20 protein-coding genes are annotated in these 19370 nt (G+C 45.5%); 12 read left to right on the forward strand and 8 right to left on the reverse strand.

Annotated features, from left to right (window positions below; all coding sequences use genetic code 11):
* Positions 1-236: 236 nt before the first annotated feature.
* Complete coding sequence (locus ACXAH1_RS08955; RefSeq protein WP_253050183.1) at positions 237-650, reverse strand: hypothetical protein; 414 nt, start codon at positions 648-650, stop codon at positions 237-239.
* A gap of 402 nt (positions 651-1052) precedes the next feature.
* Here ACXAH1_RS08955 and ACXAH1_RS08960 point away from each other — a divergent pair, with 402 nt between their 5' ends.
* Positions 1053-1763: a DUF6058 family natural product biosynthesis protein gene (locus ACXAH1_RS08960; RefSeq protein ID WP_475196127.1), complete on the forward strand. Its 711-nt coding sequence runs from the start codon at positions 1053-1055 to the stop codon at positions 1761-1763.
* 12 nt (positions 1764-1775) lie between these two features.
* Here the strand turns inward: ACXAH1_RS08960 and ACXAH1_RS08965 are convergent, their stop codons facing one another.
* The 3 genes from ACXAH1_RS08965 to ACXAH1_RS08975 form a co-directional block, all read right to left on the reverse strand.
* A complete protein-coding gene (locus ACXAH1_RS08965) occupies positions 1776-2639 on the reverse strand; it encodes a bile acid:sodium symporter family protein (protein WP_475196129.1) in 864 nt (287 codons plus the stop codon).
* 310 nt (positions 2640-2949) lie between these two features.
* Positions 2950-4317: a hypothetical protein gene (locus ACXAH1_RS08970; protein WP_475196133.1), complete on the reverse strand. Its 1368-nt coding sequence runs from the start codon at positions 4315-4317 to the stop codon at positions 2950-2952.
* A gap of 546 nt (positions 4318-4863) precedes the next feature.
* The gene (locus ACXAH1_RS08975; RefSeq protein ID WP_138545906.1) at positions 4864-5085 is read right to left on the reverse strand and encodes a hypothetical protein; all 222 of its coding nucleotides are present in this window, start codon (positions 5083-5085) and stop codon (positions 4864-4866) included.
* Positions 5086-5337: 252 nt separating this feature from the next.
* On the opposite strand from ACXAH1_RS08975, the gene ACXAH1_RS08980 reads away from it, so the two are divergent.
* From ACXAH1_RS08980 to ACXAH1_RS08995, 4 genes are all read left to right on the forward strand, one after another.
* The gene (locus ACXAH1_RS08980; protein WP_475196135.1) at positions 5338-6543 is read left to right on the forward strand and encodes an RsmB/NOP family class I SAM-dependent RNA methyltransferase; all 1206 of its coding nucleotides are present in this window, start codon (positions 5338-5340) and stop codon (positions 6541-6543) included.
* A gap of 15 nt (positions 6544-6558) precedes the next feature.
* Positions 6559-6810, forward strand: coding sequence for a DUF2999 family protein (locus ACXAH1_RS08985; RefSeq protein ID WP_046004601.1), 252 nt, complete (start codon positions 6559-6561; stop codon positions 6808-6810).
* 150 nt (positions 6811-6960) lie between these two features.
* On the forward strand, positions 6961-7758 hold the full coding sequence (locus ACXAH1_RS08990; RefSeq protein WP_475196138.1) for a glycoside hydrolase family 25 protein: 798 nt from the start codon (positions 6961-6963) through the stop codon (positions 7756-7758).
* Positions 7755-8666, forward strand: coding sequence for a hypothetical protein (locus ACXAH1_RS08995; RefSeq protein WP_475196140.1), 912 nt, complete (start codon positions 7755-7757; stop codon positions 8664-8666). The genes ACXAH1_RS08990 and ACXAH1_RS08995 overlap by 4 nt, the downstream gene beginning before the upstream one ends.
* A gap of 100 nt (positions 8667-8766) precedes the next feature.
* Here ACXAH1_RS08995 and ACXAH1_RS09000 read toward each other — a convergent pair whose 3' ends face one another.
* Both ACXAH1_RS09000 and udk read right to left on the reverse strand, forming a co-directional pair.
* Positions 8767-9990 (reverse strand): NupC/NupG family nucleoside CNT transporter, encoded by a 1224-nt coding sequence (locus ACXAH1_RS09000; protein ID WP_054013532.1) that lies wholly within the window; start codon positions 9988-9990, stop codon positions 8767-8769.
* A gap of 17 nt (positions 9991-10007) precedes the next feature.
* Positions 10008-10637 (reverse strand): uridine kinase, encoded by a 630-nt coding sequence (gene udk / locus ACXAH1_RS09005; RefSeq protein WP_049865267.1) that lies wholly within the window; start codon positions 10635-10637, stop codon positions 10008-10010.
* 316 nt (positions 10638-10953) lie between these two features.
* On the opposite strand from udk, the gene ACXAH1_RS09010 reads away from it, so the two are divergent.
* From ACXAH1_RS09010 to ACXAH1_RS09030, 5 genes are all read left to right on the forward strand, one after another.
* A complete protein-coding gene (locus ACXAH1_RS09010; RefSeq protein ID WP_054013531.1) occupies positions 10954-12168 on the forward strand; it encodes a phosphopentomutase in 1215 nt (404 codons plus the stop codon).
* 17 nt (positions 12169-12185) lie between these two features.
* Positions 12186-12887, forward strand: a complete 702-nt coding sequence (deoD, locus tag ACXAH1_RS09015) for a purine-nucleoside phosphorylase (RefSeq protein ID WP_054013530.1) — start codon at positions 12186-12188, stop codon at positions 12885-12887.
* Between the two features lie 193 nt (positions 12888-13080).
* A complete protein-coding gene (locus ACXAH1_RS09020) occupies positions 13081-14067 on the forward strand; it encodes a hypothetical protein (protein WP_475196150.1) in 987 nt (328 codons plus the stop codon).
* A 98-nt stretch (positions 14068-14165) separates the two neighbouring features.
* Complete coding sequence (locus ACXAH1_RS09025; protein ID WP_475196152.1) at positions 14166-14906, forward strand: ferredoxin--NADP reductase; 741 nt, start codon at positions 14166-14168, stop codon at positions 14904-14906.
* Positions 14907-15035: 129 nt separating this feature from the next.
* Entirely contained in the window at positions 15036-15494 is a 459-nt protein-coding gene (locus ACXAH1_RS09030) for a nuclear transport factor 2 family protein (RefSeq protein ID WP_253050205.1), read from the forward strand.
* Between the two features lie 84 nt (positions 15495-15578).
* Here ACXAH1_RS09030 and ACXAH1_RS09035 read toward each other — a convergent pair whose 3' ends face one another.
* On the reverse strand, positions 15579-16427 hold the full coding sequence (locus ACXAH1_RS09035; protein WP_171045399.1) for a tetratricopeptide repeat protein: 849 nt from the start codon (positions 16425-16427) through the stop codon (positions 15579-15581).
* A 157-nt stretch (positions 16428-16584) separates the two neighbouring features.
* On the opposite strand from ACXAH1_RS09035, the gene ACXAH1_RS09040 reads away from it, so the two are divergent.
* Positions 16585-17376: a substrate-binding periplasmic protein gene (locus ACXAH1_RS09040; RefSeq protein WP_475196154.1), complete on the forward strand. Its 792-nt coding sequence runs from the start codon at positions 16585-16587 to the stop codon at positions 17374-17376.
* Positions 17377-17505: 129 nt separating this feature from the next.
* On the forward strand, positions 17506-18993 hold the full coding sequence (locus tag ACXAH1_RS09045) for a hypothetical protein (protein ID WP_475196156.1): 1488 nt from the start codon (positions 17506-17508) through the stop codon (positions 18991-18993).
* Positions 18994-19043: 50 nt separating this feature from the next.
* Here ACXAH1_RS09045 and ACXAH1_RS09050 read toward each other — a convergent pair whose 3' ends face one another.
* Positions 19044-19340, reverse strand: coding sequence for a hypothetical protein (locus ACXAH1_RS09050; RefSeq protein WP_475196158.1), 297 nt, complete (start codon positions 19338-19340; stop codon positions 19044-19046).
* Between the last annotated feature and the right edge of the window lie 30 nt (positions 19341-19370).

A 19370-nucleotide genomic window follows, 5' to 3' on the forward strand; every position in this document is an offset into this window, starting at 1 on the left:
AGACAATTAAAGTAATGCGGGTGAGCGGCATTTTTATGAAACCGCGTGTGTCAGCGAGCTTTTTTCTAATAAAATAAAGCAGTTTTAGGGGTCTGTATAGCTGTAACTAAGTGCTTATGATTGTGCTTGGATTATTGAAGAAAAGCCTGATTTACTGTCAGAGCACAGTTCGCCGCAAGGTGTATCAATCTTACAGTTAAATGAGCAACCATTAAACTTAGATGTAAGTCCGCACTCTACCAAAATAACTCTTTAAACTGATCCCACAGGCCCAGCGACTCATTGGCAAAAATATCTATACCTAACCAGGATTTAAGCAGATAAAGAACAACGAGTATAATACCCAACAAGATCATGGCAACAACTAATAAGGTAATCAAAAACATAATTGCTGCTGTGACTCTTTCTGTGTGGCTCAGGCGACGTTTGTTCACCCCACCCAGAAAGACAAAATAAAAGCTCCAGGGTAAAAAGGGTAATGCCAGAGTGGGTCTGAAATCTATTTTATGATTGTTCCAGTCCCGGGTATTGATTGCTTTTTGCAGTGCTTTGCGTTGTTTATAAGTAAAGCTTGCTGCAATCTCAGGGTCCATTTTGCCAAGGAGCTGCTTAACATGAGCATGTCGTTGGTCTGATTTATTCACCGTCATACAGCCTCCTTAGCCATTGAGTCATGTCAGTATTGAGACGGCAACAGGTTTGACGTGCGTACTCACCCCAAAAGATTTGCCAAGCTTTCTCTAAGTTTAGCGCTTTAAGCTCTGCTATCAATAGCTGCGGCCAATCTATCGCGGTATTGCCTAATCGTGCCTGTCATGTCCCAAACTTGGGTTGGTGGTTGTAAGTTAATAACAGCATTGGCCGTGACTATATCCGATTTTCATCCAGCCATAGTACGACCACCATCGAAGCATGGTCTGAGTCATTTTGTAGACTGTCAAAAAGCTCGGTGGTTATGACGCTTTCACTTCGCTGATCAGTTGAGTTTCACTGTAAAAAATACAGCCCGTTTGAACACTTGCTTACGAGGCTAATTGAGGCACAAAGGAGTAATGACATTGGTACTGTTTAAATACCTAGATACCACATTTTACACGACACAAAAGTTGCTTGAGATAGCAGATATTTCTGACCAAATGCTCAAAGCACTCCAAGATAACAAATTGATGCCCAGAGCTTCTTATACGCTTAGTCTCAACTTAAACTGTGATTCGTTCTTTGGTCATTTTAAAGAAAATCACACACTGGAGTATTACGCGAAGGGCTACGCGCTGTGGTTGAATGTTATTAGAAAGGAACAAAATAAAGCACAGGCCTATGAGATATTTTCTGCCCGTTACCGAAATATGCTTATCCGACTTAATTGTCTTGGATATAGTTCAAATCACCCTAAGTTAACGACCTTTCTTTCTGATCATATTGCACAAGAGTGGCAACACTTTTTAGATGGCACTTATGGCTTGTGCACTTGCACTGGCTTGCCAGAAGACATCGCTGCTAAAGAGTTTGCCATTATCAAAATAAACGAGCTTTGTGACCTGAAGAAGTTGGGCCAAGCAGACCGTGAAGCTTTAGCTTTTGCCGTTGATTTACTAGACGGTGTGAGTGCTCCATTTGCTCCGCACGAGCGGGACAGAAGCTCAAGGCGTCGTTTCGTTGATGACGTGAGGGAAAAATATGGCCTCACAGCCAGCCCCATATCTTTGAATGCTGGTATGAAGCCAGACCAAAACTCCTGCACGGGTTGCTGTGACAATGAGTAATTGCACTGTGTACTAGGATTGTTTTTGCTGCCTGACTGCCCAGGCGGTAAACAGCCCGGCACTGATAAACATAAACAAGCTATAGATGCTTGGTGCAATAGACATCACTTCATTGCCCAACAGGCCAGTTGTTACCAAAAGGGCGAGAGTGCCATTTTGCAGGCCAACCTCAAGGGTAATGGTGCGGGTCTGTGTATCGCAGCGCAATAAAATACGCGCGACCAAAAACCCCATAATCATAGAAATCAGGTTTAAGGTGATCACAGAAGGACCCGCCTTGATCAGGTAATCAACCAACTTATCGCCCAGTTGAATACAAATACTGACTATCACCAGAAGCAATACTACGACTGAAAACCAGCTGATATAGGGGCTGGCTGATTTAGCAAAGCGAGGCCACTTTGCATTGACAGCCATGCCAACCAGAACTGGCAGAACACCGACCACAATAAGCTGCATCCAGGCCTTTAAAATAGGGAACTCAATCTGGGTATCGTTTTGCCCATAATATCCGATTGCCCATGCAGCCAAAAATGGCAAACTAAATGGGGTGATAAACCCTATCACGGCAGTTAAAGATACCGACAGACCCACATCCCCTTTGGCCAGATACGAATAGAGGTTGGAGGTTGTCCCACCCGGGCATAAAGCCAGAATAAATAAGCCAATTGCCAGCTCTCCTGTAAGCCCTGTGATCGCAATAACAGCAATGGCAAGCAAGGGAAGTAGAATCAACTGACACAGTGCCCCGATGAAAAAGCTTTTAGGTTGCAAAAAAACGCGCTGAAAGTCTGCCATTTTCAGGCTAAGGCCCACGCCAGCCATAATAAATATCAGTGCGACAGGTAAGCCGATTTCGATCAATGCAGATGGCATGTCTTTGTCCTTGTTGTGCCCCGTTCAGTTAATCTTAGCAAGCGCAACAGCGCATCGTCACATTCATTTTTTATCAATGGCGTCGAGGTACCAGCTGTGTCAACAAGATAGCATGTCTTTTTTACGGTGATGTGATAGGGCTAAGCCAGTTTTACCGGGCTTTGCTAAACGCGGCTGGAGCACATAAAAGAAAACGGCCAGTCGTTGTGCGATCTGGCCGTCTTTATCCCGTCATTAGTGTGTCGTGTTCATTTAATCAGCAACCCTGTTGGTGTCGGGAAATGTCATATATTTTGGTGCAGTTAGACAATTATTCAGATACTTCGATTTCAAAACTGTAAACGGCTGCACCTTTTAAGAGCGATGTATCTGTGTATACGTTACCAGCATTCCCTTTTTGAAACTCCCGCCTGAGAGCCTCAAATTCACCCGAAAAATTCAGGGCAGCGACATCCAGGTTTATCTCAATCCCCTCAACTGAGGTGATATTGGTATTCACACTGGTACCAAATTCGAAATCGGGAATGGTCGCCTGAGGTTTACTCATGACTTCCCATCGGACTTTACCATTGACAGTGTCTTCCCATAGCAATGTAATGGCAACCATGTTAACTCGCGAATCCACGCCCGAAAAATCATAATCGAACAGATTCCCGCTGTATTGGTCCGCCATGGACTGTGCAAATTGCTCGAACGCATTTTGAAAAGCGCTATTGAATAGCAAAGGCGCCGTGCTACCAGGCTGGCCGTCATCAGCAATGGTGTTTACGGTCGCTGATGAGGTGTACATATCAAAGCCCGGCAAATAAGTATGCTCAGTAACTGAGTTGTAAGCATAGCTGATGGTGGCAAGGTCCGGGAAGATAAACTTATTTCGCTGGTTTGAGCCCAGGGTGAACTGAGCGCTGAGCTCTTCTTTATCATCAAATGAGCTCAGAAATACGCGAGAATTGGGATAATCTGTGTTCGCGAAGGGTAAAGCGGCTATGTTTACCCTCACACCTTGGCTATCAAAGGCGTCATCGGTCAATTCAAGTAGCCCGTCTCCTTCCAGATTAAACAGGCCGCCACGTACATCACTGTAGTCTTCATTGCTGATATGCAGGATTGCATTCTTACTATCGGTACATAAATAGGCCGTAGCTGGATTTGGGTTTTGCAACGAGATCTCGTCTCCGATAAAGCCGCTAATATAGTAGTCTGGCTGACTGGCAGAAAGGGCACTGAGGTCCACATTTTTCCTAGGGCAGTCACAGCTTGGCTTTTGATCAAACTCGATTATGCCGTAATCTGTGTTGGTTACATCCAGTAAGGTATAGAGCTGAGTGTGCAGTGTCTGGCCATCTGTACTCTTGGCAACTAAAGAGACATGATGTGTGTTCTCAGGTAGCGTTTGCGCGAGTTTGCCGTCTGCACCTGTTTTAGCACTGGCAAGAACCTGGCCACTGGCATTATGGAAAATGACATCGGCAACTGTGGGGTTAGGAATTGCGCTACAGTCGTTGATGAGCGTAGTTGTCACTGAAAACGCTGTGGTTGAATTGCCTTGATCCGGTTTTGAGGCATTGGCTTTTGTTTGTTGTTCATTACCCACAACTGCCTTATCGCCGGATGATCCACCGCAAGCAGAGAGCGTAATTGCAGTACTGACAGCTAAAAAAAGTCCTTTAAACTTCATCTTTTCTCCAATTTATAATAGTTATTTCCGTGCACATTAAAGCTAAATAGCATTCTAACAGATATGGATGTTCTTGTATTGTGGACAAAAGGTTTTATTTGTATTCAAAGCTGGCTGATTTGTTTTCAGATGTAAATGAAGGCAGCGTATGAGAAATACCAATAAACGCCGCCTCTCGTGTCGTTTGAATCAGTTAGGACTTATACCAATTTCACTTAATACCTGTTCAATTTAAAGGAGCAAATATGCCGCTAACGGCGTTAAAAATTTCTCATTTAGAACCTTTACCTAAGGTATGAGTTCACAAATTTTTGCCTGGTTATCGACGATATTTTCTCGCCTCAAAACAGAACACTTAATTAAGCAAATTGGTATTAAAACTCGTTGCAGGGATCCTAGAGCATGCTAGAAGTAGCTTGCTCAGGTGCTGATACACTGTTCACTGAGTAGGTTAGGAAAGGTAATAGGCGCTCACTTTGCTGGCGGGGATACTCTGCAAGACTCTGGAAATGCAACCTCTTTGGCAGAAGTTGCATTGTCCGGTGATTAGTTGAAGTCAGTGCACGGACCCGTGACTACGCAATACTGACCAGGGCCCGGGCTTGTCGCAATGGTGTCTGTGTCGGTTGGTGGCGGGCAATTTCGGTAGCTTGGGTAGCTGCTATCAGGTTCGATGTTGCCGCCTGCAACGTTAGGCGTTTGTGCCAGGTTTAACTGCTGAGACTGAGATAACGCCTTTAGCTTGGTTTTTTTTACTTGTAATTTCATGACTTATTTCCTTAATTATTCATATTATAAGTAACCTACGACTTTCCTGCTGTAGGTACAACTAATTTGGCATGATATTCGATATGTTGTCAAATTGTTTCAGTGAGAGCGAATACGTAATTTTGCTGAGGAGATTTTTGAAAAGACATAGGTCCTTTAAATATGGCACTGTCTGGCAGTAAACCACATATGGTCTGAGCTCGATAAAAGCGCTACAATTCCCCTTCAGTATTTGCAGGCAGAGAACACCGCGTGACCGTTGATCGTCAACTTATCAGTACTTTACACACCGCATTTAACAGTATTTTCCAGCAATCTTTATATGCCGATAAAGTCATTCAGCACCATATACATGATAATCCGCATTGGCGTCGTGAAGACAAAGGCTATTTTGTAACGACCCTGTATGATTTAGTGCGTTTTGTACGCAAGCTGGCATACCTTAGTAACGTTAGTGAGCAGGAGTTTTGGCCCATCTGGCAGGCGTATCAGCTGCTCAATGATGAGCACATCCCTGACTGGCCAGAAATGCGCGACTTGTCAAAGGCTGACCTGCAAGAGCGATTTCAGAATGCACCGCAGGCGATCCGGCTTAGTTATCCTGATTGGCTGGATACACTGGGAGGTTCTCAACTTGGACAGCAGTGGCCTGTTGTAGCTGAAGCTTTAAACCGCCCAACGGCTTATTACCTCAGGGCTAACACCTTAAAAACCTCGGCAGGCGCCCTGGTCAGTAAGTTAGAGCAGGACCAAATCTCCTGTGAGTTAGTTTCTCCAGAATTGCCGGATGCACTGACTATTCAGGCAGTCGATAAGCTGTTTAAATCCAGCGCGTTTCAGTCGGGTGAATGCGAAATGCAGGATGCGGGGTCTCAACAGATTGCCCCTCTATTAGATGTTGCGCCAGGCATGAAGGTTGTTGATGCCTGTGCCGGAGCGGGAGGAAAGAGCCTGCACCTGGCAGCCTTGATGAAAAACAAAGGCCGTTTATTGTCTATGGATATTCATCAGCACAAGCTTGATAATCTGAAAAAGCGGGCCAAGCGTGCCGGTTGTCATATGATAGAGACGCGGCTTATTAAAAATAATAAGACCATTAAACGTCTTAAAGATAAATTTGACCGGGTTTTACTTGATGTGCCTTGCTCAGGAACGGGTGTTTTGCGACGCAACCCAGACAGTAAATGGCACCTGACGGAGCCGAGTGTTGATGAGCTTATTGCGCTACAAGCTGATCTGCTGCAAAGATACAGTCAAATGTGCCGCCCAGGTGGCAAGCTGGTGTATGCAACCTGTTCAGTATTGCCGGTTGAAAATCAACAGCAAGTCGCTCAGTTTTTGGATGCAAATCCTGACTGGATTCTACAACAGGAACTGAGTTTGCTGCCGGGAATAAACTCAGAGTTTGACGGATTTTATGGCGCCGTATTGTGCCGTAACGAACTAACACAAGATTAAAATAGGATAAAACACATGAATCCAATTATTGCCTTGCTCAAAGAGCACAACATCAGTGACGAAAAAATCAATGAAGTATTTCAGGCATTGACCGAAAACCCGCTAATGGCCATGGCCGTTGTTCAGCAGTTGAACATTCCTGCTGACAAACTTCAGCAGTTGATGGCGCTTGTGATGCAAAATCCAGCACTGATAAAAGAAGCAGTACAGGAGCTTGGTCTTGATTATGATAAAGTTGAGCAAGCAAAAGCACAGCTTAAACAATAAGTAATCACATCAGTACAAATGGGCTGGAGATCCTATCCAGCCTGTTCGGTGCTCGAATTTTTTCCGACTTCTCATCAGACAAATTTGTTTCCTTTGACTAAACTAGATGCTAACCGCGTGGTAGCACAATTTTAAGAATAAGGATACACAATGCTCTCCAGCAAAACCCTTGAACACGACTCACCTATGGTGTTTGTGTTTTTCACGGTCATTGCCTGCTTTTTCTATTTTTTTCGGCCTGGGTTTATGCCGCCAGCGCCACAGACAGACAAACCCAGTCCGGTCCTGTTTCCAAAAAACTTGCAGCACTATCTCAGTAACCCAGATACCAAGGCCGTGTTGGGGATCGATGTGTCACATTATCAGGGGGTTGTCGATTGGCAGCAGGTGGCACAAGCCGGAGTGCAGTTTGTTTATATCAAGGCGACTGATGGCATTACTTATCGGGACCCGGAGTTCTATTCACATTTCAAAGGCGCTCAGGCGGCAGGCCTGAAGGTCGGGGCGTACCATTTCTTTGAACCAGATGATGATCCCATTAAGCAGGTAGACAACTTTGTGACGACCGTGCAGGGGCTTGAACTGACATTGATGCCTATGTTGGATGTGGAGATCACCAGTAATCGATCTTCACAGCAGATCAGCAGCGGAGTTGCCAAATTCATTGCGGCCGTTGAGCAGCGTATCGGGTGTCAGACTATCCTCTATAGTTATGGAGATTATTGGCAACAGAATTTATCGGATCAATTTGCCAACCAGCCTTTTTGGTTAGCCGATTACGCCGACAGTCCCAGTGTGCCAGAGCAGGCGCATGCCTGGTGGCTGTGGCAATATTCAGATTCTGCACGAGTTGCCGGGGTGCAGACTCAGGTTGATATTGATGTGGTGATAGCCGGTGAATCAGGGCTTGCTGCAATGAAGTGCTCAAGTAAGGGAGCAAAATCATGAACTTTGCAAAACAGCTTTGGCAACATGAGCACACAATAATGCGGGCTCTTTTACTGCTGGTTGTGGTGAGCTTTTTAACTTTGGTCATGCTTCACTACCATGACTGGCAGCACCGTCCGGATGCGTTATACCTCAGCAATCAGGCGTATCTGCATCATGTGGAGGTGCAGGCATTAGACGATTTGTTTTATCTGGCCGAGATCAATGGTCTGCTTAAAGTCGTCGAAAGCAGTCAGGTTGGAGTGTCGTTTATTGCCGAGTTTAAAGTGGATGTTGGCAATATGATTGCGACGGTTACACACTATCTGCAACAAGGCATCAACCTGAACCTTGCGTCACTGGTTGCCGTGGAGATCCTATCCTTACTCAGTGAAGCGGCCCATGTCATCGTTATGCCGTTATTGGTGGTCACTTTGAGCGGCTCGACTATATGGCTGTGTGCTGAACTATTTGGTTTGCCCCTCGTTATGTGTGCGGTGCTTAAGCGGGTGTGTGAAGGCTTACTGCTCACTTTTGTTTTACTCCACCTGATGCTGCCTTATGCTATTCATATTAGTGGGGCCATTAGTCACTCCGTCAGTGCCAGTTACAAAACTACGGGTCGCACAGCATTACTGCAATATCATCAGGATGTCACGCACGGGCAAAACAAAGCGTCACTAAAAGATAAAGCAGAGTCGAGTATCCATGAGCTGGAGAAAGTATCGCCTAAGCATGTCAGATATCAGCAAAATGCGTTGTCACACTACCTGGTGAGTACACTGGCGGTGAACCTGTTTGACCTGATCTTAATGCCATTGCTGCTTATCTGGGGGTTTTATCGTATTGTGAAAGGGCTGTACCTGCATGCACAGGAAACCTATCGGATGGTGAAGAATAGTGCTTCAGAAACGATAAAAGGGCCATAAAGGCCCTTTGGTGAAGTATCGTTCAAGTTAGTTTGGTTACTCTAACCCCTTAAAGCAACCAACCAATTGTTTTGCAACTGAGGCTTATCTCATTAAGTTTCTAAGCTAGCGAGAGGAAAAACCCTGCAATTGCTGCGCTCATTAGGTTAGCCATAGACCCTGCTAAAACCGCCCTGAGCCCTAAGCGTGCGATATCCTTTCGTCGACTTGGCGCCATACCGCCCAGTCCGCCTAGTAAGATGGCTATCGATGACAAGTTAGCAAATCCACATAACGCGAATGTGACAATCGCTTGTGTGTGCTCACTTAACGTGTCGCGATAATTCATAAAGTCCAGGTAAGCAACGAACTCATTCACAACCAGTTTCTGGCCGATAAAGCTGCCCGCCTGAGTGGCTTCTGCCCAAGGTACGCCTAACATCCAGGCAACCGGAGCAAATACATAGCCTAAAATCTCTTGTAATGTCAGTGTCGGATGGTCAAAGAAACCACCAATACCGCCTAATAAACCGTTTAAGAGTGCAATCAAAGCAACAAAGGCCAGTAGCATTGCACCGACATTCAGTGCCAGATGCATACCGCTTGACGCGCCAGCTGCTGCCGCATCGATCACATTAACCGGTTTGTCGTCGCCGCTATCAACCTCTGCCAGGTTTTCTTTCGGCTTTTCGGTTTCCGGCACAATCATCTTGGCCATCAGGAAACCACCTGGCGCCGCCATAAAGCTGGCCGCGATCAGATATTTAAGTTCAACCCCGATAGCTACATAGCCAGCCATGACTGACCCTGCTACCGTTGCCAGACCACCTACCATGACGGCAAAAAGCTCTGACTGGGTCATCTTAGGGATAAAAGGTTTTACAATTAAAGGTGCTTCGGTTTGTCCCACAAAAATATTTGCCGTTGCCGACAAAGATTCTGGTCTGGACGTCTTCAGCAGCTTTTGTAGACCACCCCCTAAGATTTTGATGATCCACTCCATAATGCCGATGTGGTATAACACACCCACCAAGGCGGAGAAGAATACGATTACAGGCAATACCTGGATCGCAAAAATAAACCCTATGTTGTCTGCTCCCGCTAACGGGCCAAACAGAAAACTGATCCCGTCATTGGCGTAACCGATGACAGATGAAACCGCCTTCGACATGGCCGCAAGCGCGTTTTTACCGGCTTCTACGAAAAGTACAAAGCCACCAATGAGTATTTGCATGATAAATGCGATACCCACGGTTCGATAATTAATGGCACTACGCTTGGTGGAAGCTGCGTAGGCGATGGCTAGTAGCATTAACATGCCGACTAAGCTCATTATTGTTGTCATGCCAGATTGTTCCCGTATTATTCTTGCAGTAAATATTTTATTTTACTTTTAATAATATCAATCGCAACGCGATTCATACCGCCACGGGTAACGACCAAGTCGGCATTGTGCTTTGAAGGCTCAATAAACTGGTAAAACATAGGTCTTACCGTTGCCTGATATTGCTCAACCACCGAAGAGATACTTCTACCGCGAGTTTCTATGTCTCGTTGCATTCTTCGCAGCAGACAGATATCAAGCGGCGTATCAATAAAAACCTTGATATCAAATTCTTCGATTAATGCTGGATCGCTTAACAGTAAGATCCCTTCAACGACTAAAATCTTTGCCGGGTTTACCGTGCGTGTCTCACTACTGCGTGTATGTTGAGCATAGTCATAAGTCGGTACTTGTACAGACTTACCTTGACGCAGTTGCGTCAGATGCTCTTTCATTAACGCATGTTCAAACGCATCCGGATGGTCATAGTTCGTTTGAGTTCTGTGTTCAAACGGCAAATGCGATTGATCTTTATAATAGGCGTCTTCTTCTATAACGGCGATTGCACCCGATTCAAGTTCGTTTACTAATTCGTTATAAATAGTTTGACTAAAAAGAGACTTACCGGACGCAGATGCGCCGGCGATGGCTATAATTGTTCGTGTCACTAAAGTTCACACCCAGCAGTTGTTAATGTTGGAAGATCACAATAGCAAAAAAGACACGATTAATCTCTTTTGCCTCGCTTAAGGATCAAATTTAATTGTTTTGGTTATAACAAAACAGGACTTATGTCCGCTGGTCCAATTAGTGATGAGATTTAATTAATATAGGTACAAATGGTTTTTTGTTATGCTTTTATGACAGCGGACTTATGTCCTGTACGTTAATTTTGGCTACAAATAAAGTAACACCCTCTGACGAGAATCGATGATAAAAAAACAAAATCGCAGCGCGTCAGAATAAACAGATAAGAGGTAGATTATGGCAAGAGCAATCATATTAATGGCAGACAGCTTAGGAATAGGGGCTGCACCTGATGCCGATAAATTTGGAGATGCTGGTGCCAATACCTTAGCTCATCTGTTAGCAGCTTATAAAAAAGAGAAAGGCGAAGCCTTATCTTTACCTAATTTAAGTAAGTTAGGTTTGATTGCCGCATGTGAAGCTGCAGGCAAAGAAACGTGTGAAGTCGCCGAGCGCATAGAGCCACAAGCTGCCTGGGGCTACGCAAAAGAATTATCCAGCGGTAAAGACACACCGTCTGGACACTGGGAAATGGCAGGCGTACCTGTGTTATTTGAGTGGGGGTATTTCCCAAATACACAGCCTTGTTTCCCGCAAGAGTTTATTGATGAGTTGTGCAAGCGTGCAGAAATCCCAGGTATTTTGGGCAACTGCTATGCATCAGGTACAACTATATTAGAGCAACTGGGTGAAGAGCACGTCAAAACTGGCATGCCTATTTGCTATACCTCAGTTGACAGTGTGTTTCAAATAGCCGCACATGAGCAGTCATTCGGCCTTGACAAACTTTATCAGGTATGTGAAATCGCACGGGCACTGCTTGATGAAATGAATATAGGACGAGTGATTGCGCGGCCATTTATAGGCACTTCGAGTGCCGACTTTATTCGTACTGGTAATCGTCGCGATTACTCAGTGTTGCCACCGTCGCCAACAGTGTTAGATAAGCTGGCGAATGATGGTGGTGAAGTAATTAGTATAGGTAAAATCGCTGATATCTATGCACATCAGGGCATTACGCAAAAGCATAAAGCACCTGGGTTGATGAATCTGCTGGAAAAAACCAGCGAAGTCATCGACAGTGCACCTGACCATAGCCTGATCTTCACCAATTTGGTGGATTTTGACGAAAAGTTCGGTCACCGCCGCAATGCGGTTGGATATGCAGAAGCGCTGGCACAATTTGATGCCTATTTACCGACTATACTCGACCAGTTAAAAGACGATGATCTGCTGCTTATTACGGCGGATCACGGTTGTGATCCGACCGCACCGGGCACAGACCACACCCGCGAATATGTGCCAGTATTGGCGTATCGCAACGGAATGAACAATACTCCGTTAGGTGAAAGAAACAGCTTCGCAGATATGGGCCAGACACTGGCTCAATGGTTTAACTTATCTGCTTGTGATTATGGTGACGGCTTTGCAGCCAAACTCGCTAAGGCTTGATTTAAAGGAAACATGTTATGAGTACTCCGCATATTAATGCTAACCCAGGTGATTTTGCAGAAACGGTGCTAATGCCAGGGGACCCACTGCGTGCCAAGTACATTGCTGAAAACTTTTTGCAAGACGCACGTCAGGTAACGGACGTACGCAACATGTTTGGTTTTACCGGCACATACAATGGTAAGCCAGTTAGTATTATGGGCTCAGGTATGGGTATTCCATCCATGTCTATATACGCTCGCGAGCTGATTGTCAGCTTTGGTGTTAAAAACCTAATTCGTATCGGTACATGTGGTGGTATCAATCAGGATACAAAAATCCGTGATGTGATCTTCGCACAAGGTGCCAGTACAGATTCAAACGTAAACCGCGCTCGTGTGCGTGGTTATGATTTTGCAGCGCTAGCTGACTTTGGCCTGCTTGAGAACGGTGTTAACGCAGCACGTCGCCTTGGTATTGAAGCGAAAGTGGGTAATGTATACACCACAGACACTTTCTATCAGGCTGACAGCAGCTTTTACCCTGAGCTTGATAAGTTGGGCGTGCTGGCTGTTGATATGGAAACGGCGGGTCTGTATGGCGTTGCAGCTGAGTACGGTGCAAAGGCAATGGCATTATTCACAGTAAGTGACCACGTGATCACTGGTGAAGCAACGCCGCCTGAAGAGCGTCAAAGCACGTTCAATGAAATGGTTAAAATTGCACTAGAATCAATTTAAAGAATTTGGTCCTTTAACAGGGCCTCCCTGTTCCTTGGTAACGTAATCGCAGAGTTTTGGAGACACGCCTAAAACAACGCGAATCACACCCAAAAAGCCGCACTTGGTGCGGCTTTTTTTTGCCTGAAATTTGTTGCTCTAATATCTCTGCTATAAACTCAGGGTAATGTATCTAATATCAGGTCCAGATAGAATGGCTTTTTCGATGATGTTATTGGCTTGGGGGATGGCCACTTCCATACCTACAACATGTGCTATACCCATTGAACCGCTTAAAATACAGGCCTATAACCAGCCGCATCAAGCAATACAAACCTACCAAAACCACAAAGAAAGCCTGCAACGAGAAATTTGCTCTGAAACGGCACTGTTATATCGCTATGTTCTGATGGCTGCCATTCGACTGCAAAACTGGCCCATAGTGGAGGAGGTAGTGCAGTCACTTCAGTCCGAGAAACTGGCTTCTGATGTGGAAGGAAAAGAGCTCAACATCATTAATAACATTGGTGTTGCATATCGTAAGGCAGGTCAAACTGATGATGCGCTGGCGCATTATCGTTGTGCCTTAACCTATGCTCATACCCATGATGCCAGAGCGCTGATTAAAATTAACATTGCGATAGTTCATCGTAATGCAGGACAGCCCGCGATTGGTTTTCGCTTGTTAGAAGGCATAGAAGAAGGGTATTTACCAAGTGTAATTCTGGCTGGATTACATGTTGCCAAGGGGAATACGGCGTTGCAGATAAACCGATATAACGAGGCAAAACATGCTTATCAGCAAGCGCGCGACCATTATCTTGCAATGAAAGACAATCGTAATGCCCAGGCTGTGGTTGCCAATATGCTGGTTGTGGCGCTGGCCACTCATGATCTAAGTACCTATGATCAATTACGTCCGTTGAGTACGTTTGAACCTGATCTAATCTCAGACCATGGATTGCGCTTTATTCAGTGGCTGGACACTTTTCGGTCATATAGTTCTGTTAAAAACCTGAGTAAGATGCAGCAGCAAAAGTTGCAGCAAACAGAGGCTATTGCAGCTGATTACCTCGAATTTGTCGCATTGCTGTCGTCGCGCTACGGCCTGAATCAGGGGGTGGCGCAACGTATTTTAAAAAGAAGTCACGATTTACCTTTATCAGGCGCGCTTGCCAGACACTGGTGTGCGTCGATGTAAAGACATAGCGTTTTGACGGTTTTAACTTAAAAATTTGTTTTTACCCCACTTTATGCCAGATTTAAGAGGCTGACATAACAAAATGAACGGGAGCACATATGGCGAACTGGGTAAATGGTAAAGTGGTCGAAAAGCTGTGGTGGACACCCAGCCTGTTTAGTATCAAGGTAGCGGCTGACATAGACCCTTTTTGTGCAGGGCAGTTTACTAAACTGGCATTACCCGTTGAGGACAAAAAAGTATCTCGTGCCTATTCTTTCGTCAATGCACCTCAGGACCCGCTGCTTGAATTCTTTTTGATTGAAGTCCCGGACGGTCAGTTATCCTCTCCGTTAGCCGCTTTGGACATTGGTGATGATATTCTGGTAGCAGGAAAGCCGAGTGGGTTTTTCACGCTGGATGAGGTGCCCGACGCCAGTGTGTTGTGGATGCTAAGCACCGGTACTGCGATTGGTCCGTTTTTGTCTATGATTGGGGATGGCAAGCTCTGGAAGCGGTTTGATAAAGTCGTGCTGGTTAACGGCGTACGTTATGCACAGGACTTGTGTTATCAGGATATGCTGCTGGATACTGAAAAAATATTTAAGCAATTTAAATATGTGCCTTTAGTTAGCCGCGAGCCAGTCGAGAACATGTTGACCGGACGAGTTACAAACTTACTGGAGAGTGGAGAGTTGTGTCACCATTGTGGGTTTGACCAGATACCCGAGGACAGTCAGTTTATGTTGTGCGGTAATCCAGATATGGTGAAAGATACAGCGACATTGTTACAGAGCTTAGGCTTTACACGCAATCGCCGTGCAAAACCCGGGCACATCACGGTAGAACAGTATTGGTAAGCTGGTAATCATGTATCGCGATATTGACACCTAGCTCTGTGAATGTTGCGCCCAGCTGGCCCAGAACCTGTATTCTATTGGCCGAATTTGCTATCTTGCTGGGCAACTTGTCCCATCAAAAGGTAATTTATGAAATACCTATGCGCCCTGATCTTACTTATTTACTCAGTTATGGGAAGCGCCAACCCCGCGCTGGATGATCAGGCTAGTGATTACCAGTTGGCAAAGACAGAGCAGGAACTTGCTGCCGAGGCGGTCGTAGACAAACTTATACAGGCATATAACGCACAAAACATACGTTTGTTTCTTGAACTGTATGCGGAAGATGTCGAGTTTTATATGTATCCGCAAACGCTGATGTTTACGGGAAAAGAAAAACTGATTGAGCGCTACGGGCTGATGTTTAAGAAAATGCACTGCCTTAAAGCAACATCCATAAAGCGGGTCACGCATGGCTCCATTGTTATTGACCATGAAACATCTGAAATCTGTAGTAAAGAAGCTGGCGTTGTGGATAAGCGTTCTGAATTTGTGACCAGCTATCAGATTGAAGACGGTAAGATTAAAAAGGTCGTGTTTTTTCGTTAGTCCCAGTCTCTCAGCGCACCTTCTGACTACCAGAATAGGTACCTTTGATGCGCTGAGCAAGTGTTGACTATGTGCTAGACAGACTTACCAGTGCTCTACCAGCTCCTTAAAGCTTGGGTTACTTTCCAGCACCTTAAATGACGGCTCGTGTGTTAGTTCGTTTTTCAGGTTTGGTGAGTAAGCCAGGGCCATTTTAATGTCTGCTATGGCATCTGCCTGTTGTTCCAGCATGGCGTAAGCACAGGCACGTTGCCAGTAGGCGTAGCCATAGTCACTGTCTATTTCCAGTGCCTGATTACACAAGTTGATCGCAGGGCCCGTTTGTTCCAGCTCCAGCAGTGCATCGGCTTTGTACACCAGCGCCTCAACGTCATCCGGATGGCGTTTGAGAATTTCGTCGTACATTTCAATCTTACCCTGCATATCACTTTCAAGATTAGCTCGCATCCATAGTGAGTGGATTTCATTGGTAATGGTGATTTTCCGCTGGTTATTTAGTATCTCTTCTGAGCGCTCTTTGAGTTTTTCTTCTAAAGTGCCTAATCTTTGTTCATACTCTGCCGTGATATCACCTACCCGGTCATTGACCGTTTCTTCTACTTTATTTTTGATATCACGTAAAGAATTCCAACCGGCCAGGACCAACAGTGATGCGGTGGCGGTAATAATAAACAGCACGTTGTTAATGGTGTCGGTGGTATAGGTTAGTGCTCGGTCAGCTGCATCCAGCTGTTTGTGAGTAAGCTGTAAGGTGACATCTTCACGTAATTTTTGCTGATCCTGCCGTAAGGATTTTAATTCATCAAGAACATAGCGTTCCATCAACGGTCGGTACATGGGCTCTTTCAGCTGTTGTAATGCTTGTTCTTGCTGCTGTTCAGTCAGAGTGGTTGTCGGGGATGAAGTGTTTGCTGAAAGTGTCCAGCAATACATCAAAGAGACGAAAAGAAGGATATTTTTAATCATAGCAGTGATCTGTTTGAGAGTTTGGTCTAGCATGGTGCATGAGAGGCTTAGAAATTGCAAAGATGGTTGGCATGTTTGCGCAAAATCTGGTCGAGACAGCGGGTATTGAGGTTAAGTAGATTGCATGACGAATTGCACAGTATTTCGGGGAGTATTTTTCACCTTACTGGCATCCATAGTGTCTTTCAGTCACTTGGCCTTCGCAAGTCTTGAACCACGCCCTGTGCTTGTGCCGGACTCAGAACCTGATATTCAGCTTCATGTTGTTACAGAGCAGTGGGTACCTTATAACTTTATCAACCCGCAGGGAGAAGTAGACGGACGGGCCACTCAGAAAGTGCGCGAAGTGCTTGATGCCACCGGGATCAGGTATGAAATATTGCTATTTCCCTGGACCAGAGCGATGAAAATAGCACAAACTCAGCCTAACACCATGATCTATTCAATTTTTCGCACCCCTGAGCGCGAAGCAAGATTTGAGTGGGCATGTCCCTTGTTAAGACCTGTCAAAGAGCATCTGTTTAGATTAACTTCTCGTAATGATATACAGCTCAACTCTTTAGACGATGCCAAACGCTATATTACCGCCATGGTAAGAGGCAGTGTGACACACGAATATCTGATTGCCAGAGGGTTTAAAGGGGGAGTGAATTTGGATTTATCAGCTGACCCCAGCTCACTTGCCAAAAAACTGCTGGCAGGGCGGGTCGATTTTTTGATGACCACTGAGTTTACAATCTATGAGGCCTTACGGTTGATTGACCAGCCATATGAGGTGGTCACCTCTGCGCTGGAGGTACGCGACAGATCAGGAGAAAGAGCCTGTATGGCTTTTCATCCAAACACCGACAGTGAAATTATTAACAAAGTACGCCGCGCACTGGCCGAGCACAACCGTCGCTATATTGGTCCTTAAAGTACCGTATTTTCGCTTTCTCTATTACTTAGGTAGTCTGATTATTGAACAATGTTTGTAGCTCTGTCACAGTGGCAAAGCAACAAGCATTGTTGTCGTTATATAAAAATATAATCAAGGAGTCAGAGAATGAATATAGTTAGAACAATACTCCCGCTGCTGGGATGTATGGTAGTGGCTGTTGCCTTCAACGGGATGGCAATGAGTTTGTCCGAGTTACACCAAATTAAGAAGGGAAAGTTTTTTCTTACTGGTGACGGACTCGTTGAACCGGTGGTGCGTTTAGTCTTAAACAAGCACGAAGTGGGTCAATATGAAGGTAATATCGTAAGCCCGATTGAATGGTACAAAACCTCTGATGGGCTTCAGATAAGGTTACTATCTCCCGAAACTCTGGGGGAGTACACTGAGCAGGGAGTGGTATTTCGTGCTGAAGTTTATCAATGGAGTATTCATCCAGCACAAACACGTAAGGGTGTCGAGTATGTCCAGCATACACGGGTAGTTCGCACAGATACAATGGACGTTGTGGATACTGCGGAACGAGGTTTTGTCGGGACTTTGTTGCCAGAGCACGAAATGAATGAATGGCAGGTTGATCTGACACAGGGAACCTGGTCACTTCCGGCCGTAGATTATGCCTTTTACAATGCGTTTAATATTCCAGCGTTTGGTGCTGTTGACGCGCGCTTCTTCGTCGACGGAACTGGTCAAATGGTGCATCACGACAAGCGCTTGAGCCGTTTTAAGTGGCGTATAAAGGGCAATCAGTTAGTGCTGAAATATCGGCAGGATGGCCTGAAAAGGAAGCTTTCATTCAGGATCGCAGAGACATTGGCGGATATTGGGTTACGTGTTGTTATGCATGTAAAAAGCCAAACTGATACAGCGCCAATGGTCCGCACTGGGCTGATGCTCCAAGATCAAGGTACGCGGTTTAGTTATGAGAATGCGGTAGGCACCTGGTTGAATGGTACTGTTCGCTATGACTATTATGACGATCATGTATATATCCCAAATATTGCCTTTCAGGCGGCAACCTGGACATTCACTCAGGCAGGCGAAATAGAGCGGCAGAAAATAGTCCATCCTGTGCTGGGCACTGTGCCTGTGTGCCCGGACGACACATGTTATGTGTCATGCACTTTCACACTAAAACTCCTGGCACGAGACGAAGAAGCTATGTATGTCTCGATACAGACTGACTCAGAGCTAGTCGAAGGTGGTCCACATTTCTTTATGGGTAAAACGGTTGCAAAGTTCGAAGTTAAACCACATCAGCGCGTATCCGCTTTTGACTATAGCTGGCTGGGTATGACGACTATGACATTCAAATCGGAGAGTGATTCGACTCCCTACTTTTTTGCAATGATGCCCTCAGCAACCGGCGCCTGGGAATATATGTATTCAAAGGGGACGCCCTCCAATGTAGAGGGGAAATTCTCAGTTGTGGACGGTAAGTTACAGCTTGAAACACCTCAGGGCACACACACTCTGGAAATCACGCATTCAACCCGGGATTCGCTAGAGGTATGTCGATACGACCAAGGTGGCGTCTGTGGTGAAGGTGACAATTTGGTACTGGAGTTCCATAATGGCACTCACTTACTTGACTAGACACCCGTAAACCTTAACCATGGTTAATGGGGCCTGTCTGCGGGCAGGCCTCATGCCGGTGAATTTGCCAGTAGCCGATACAATACAACTATCAGAATAAGTGACACACAAACGATTAAGTAAAGCGTTGGTGTAGAGCGTTCATTAGATTCTGCGACCAGATGCTTATGATATAACTGGCGCCCATAACCTGCGTTGATATTAGTATGTGTTTGATTGCGTCGTGGAAAGGTCAGCAATCCTAAAGTGGCGAGCAGGCCGGAATTTACCCATTGTCCTTTTGTGAGTGTGAGCACTGCCAGAGTGAACAATGCGATACTCGCGATCCATCTTAATAAATACGTCATAATGCGTCCGTTGCAATAGTAGAGTCATGC

Source organism: Pseudoalteromonas sp. AWH4_217 (genome assembly GCF_056161105.1).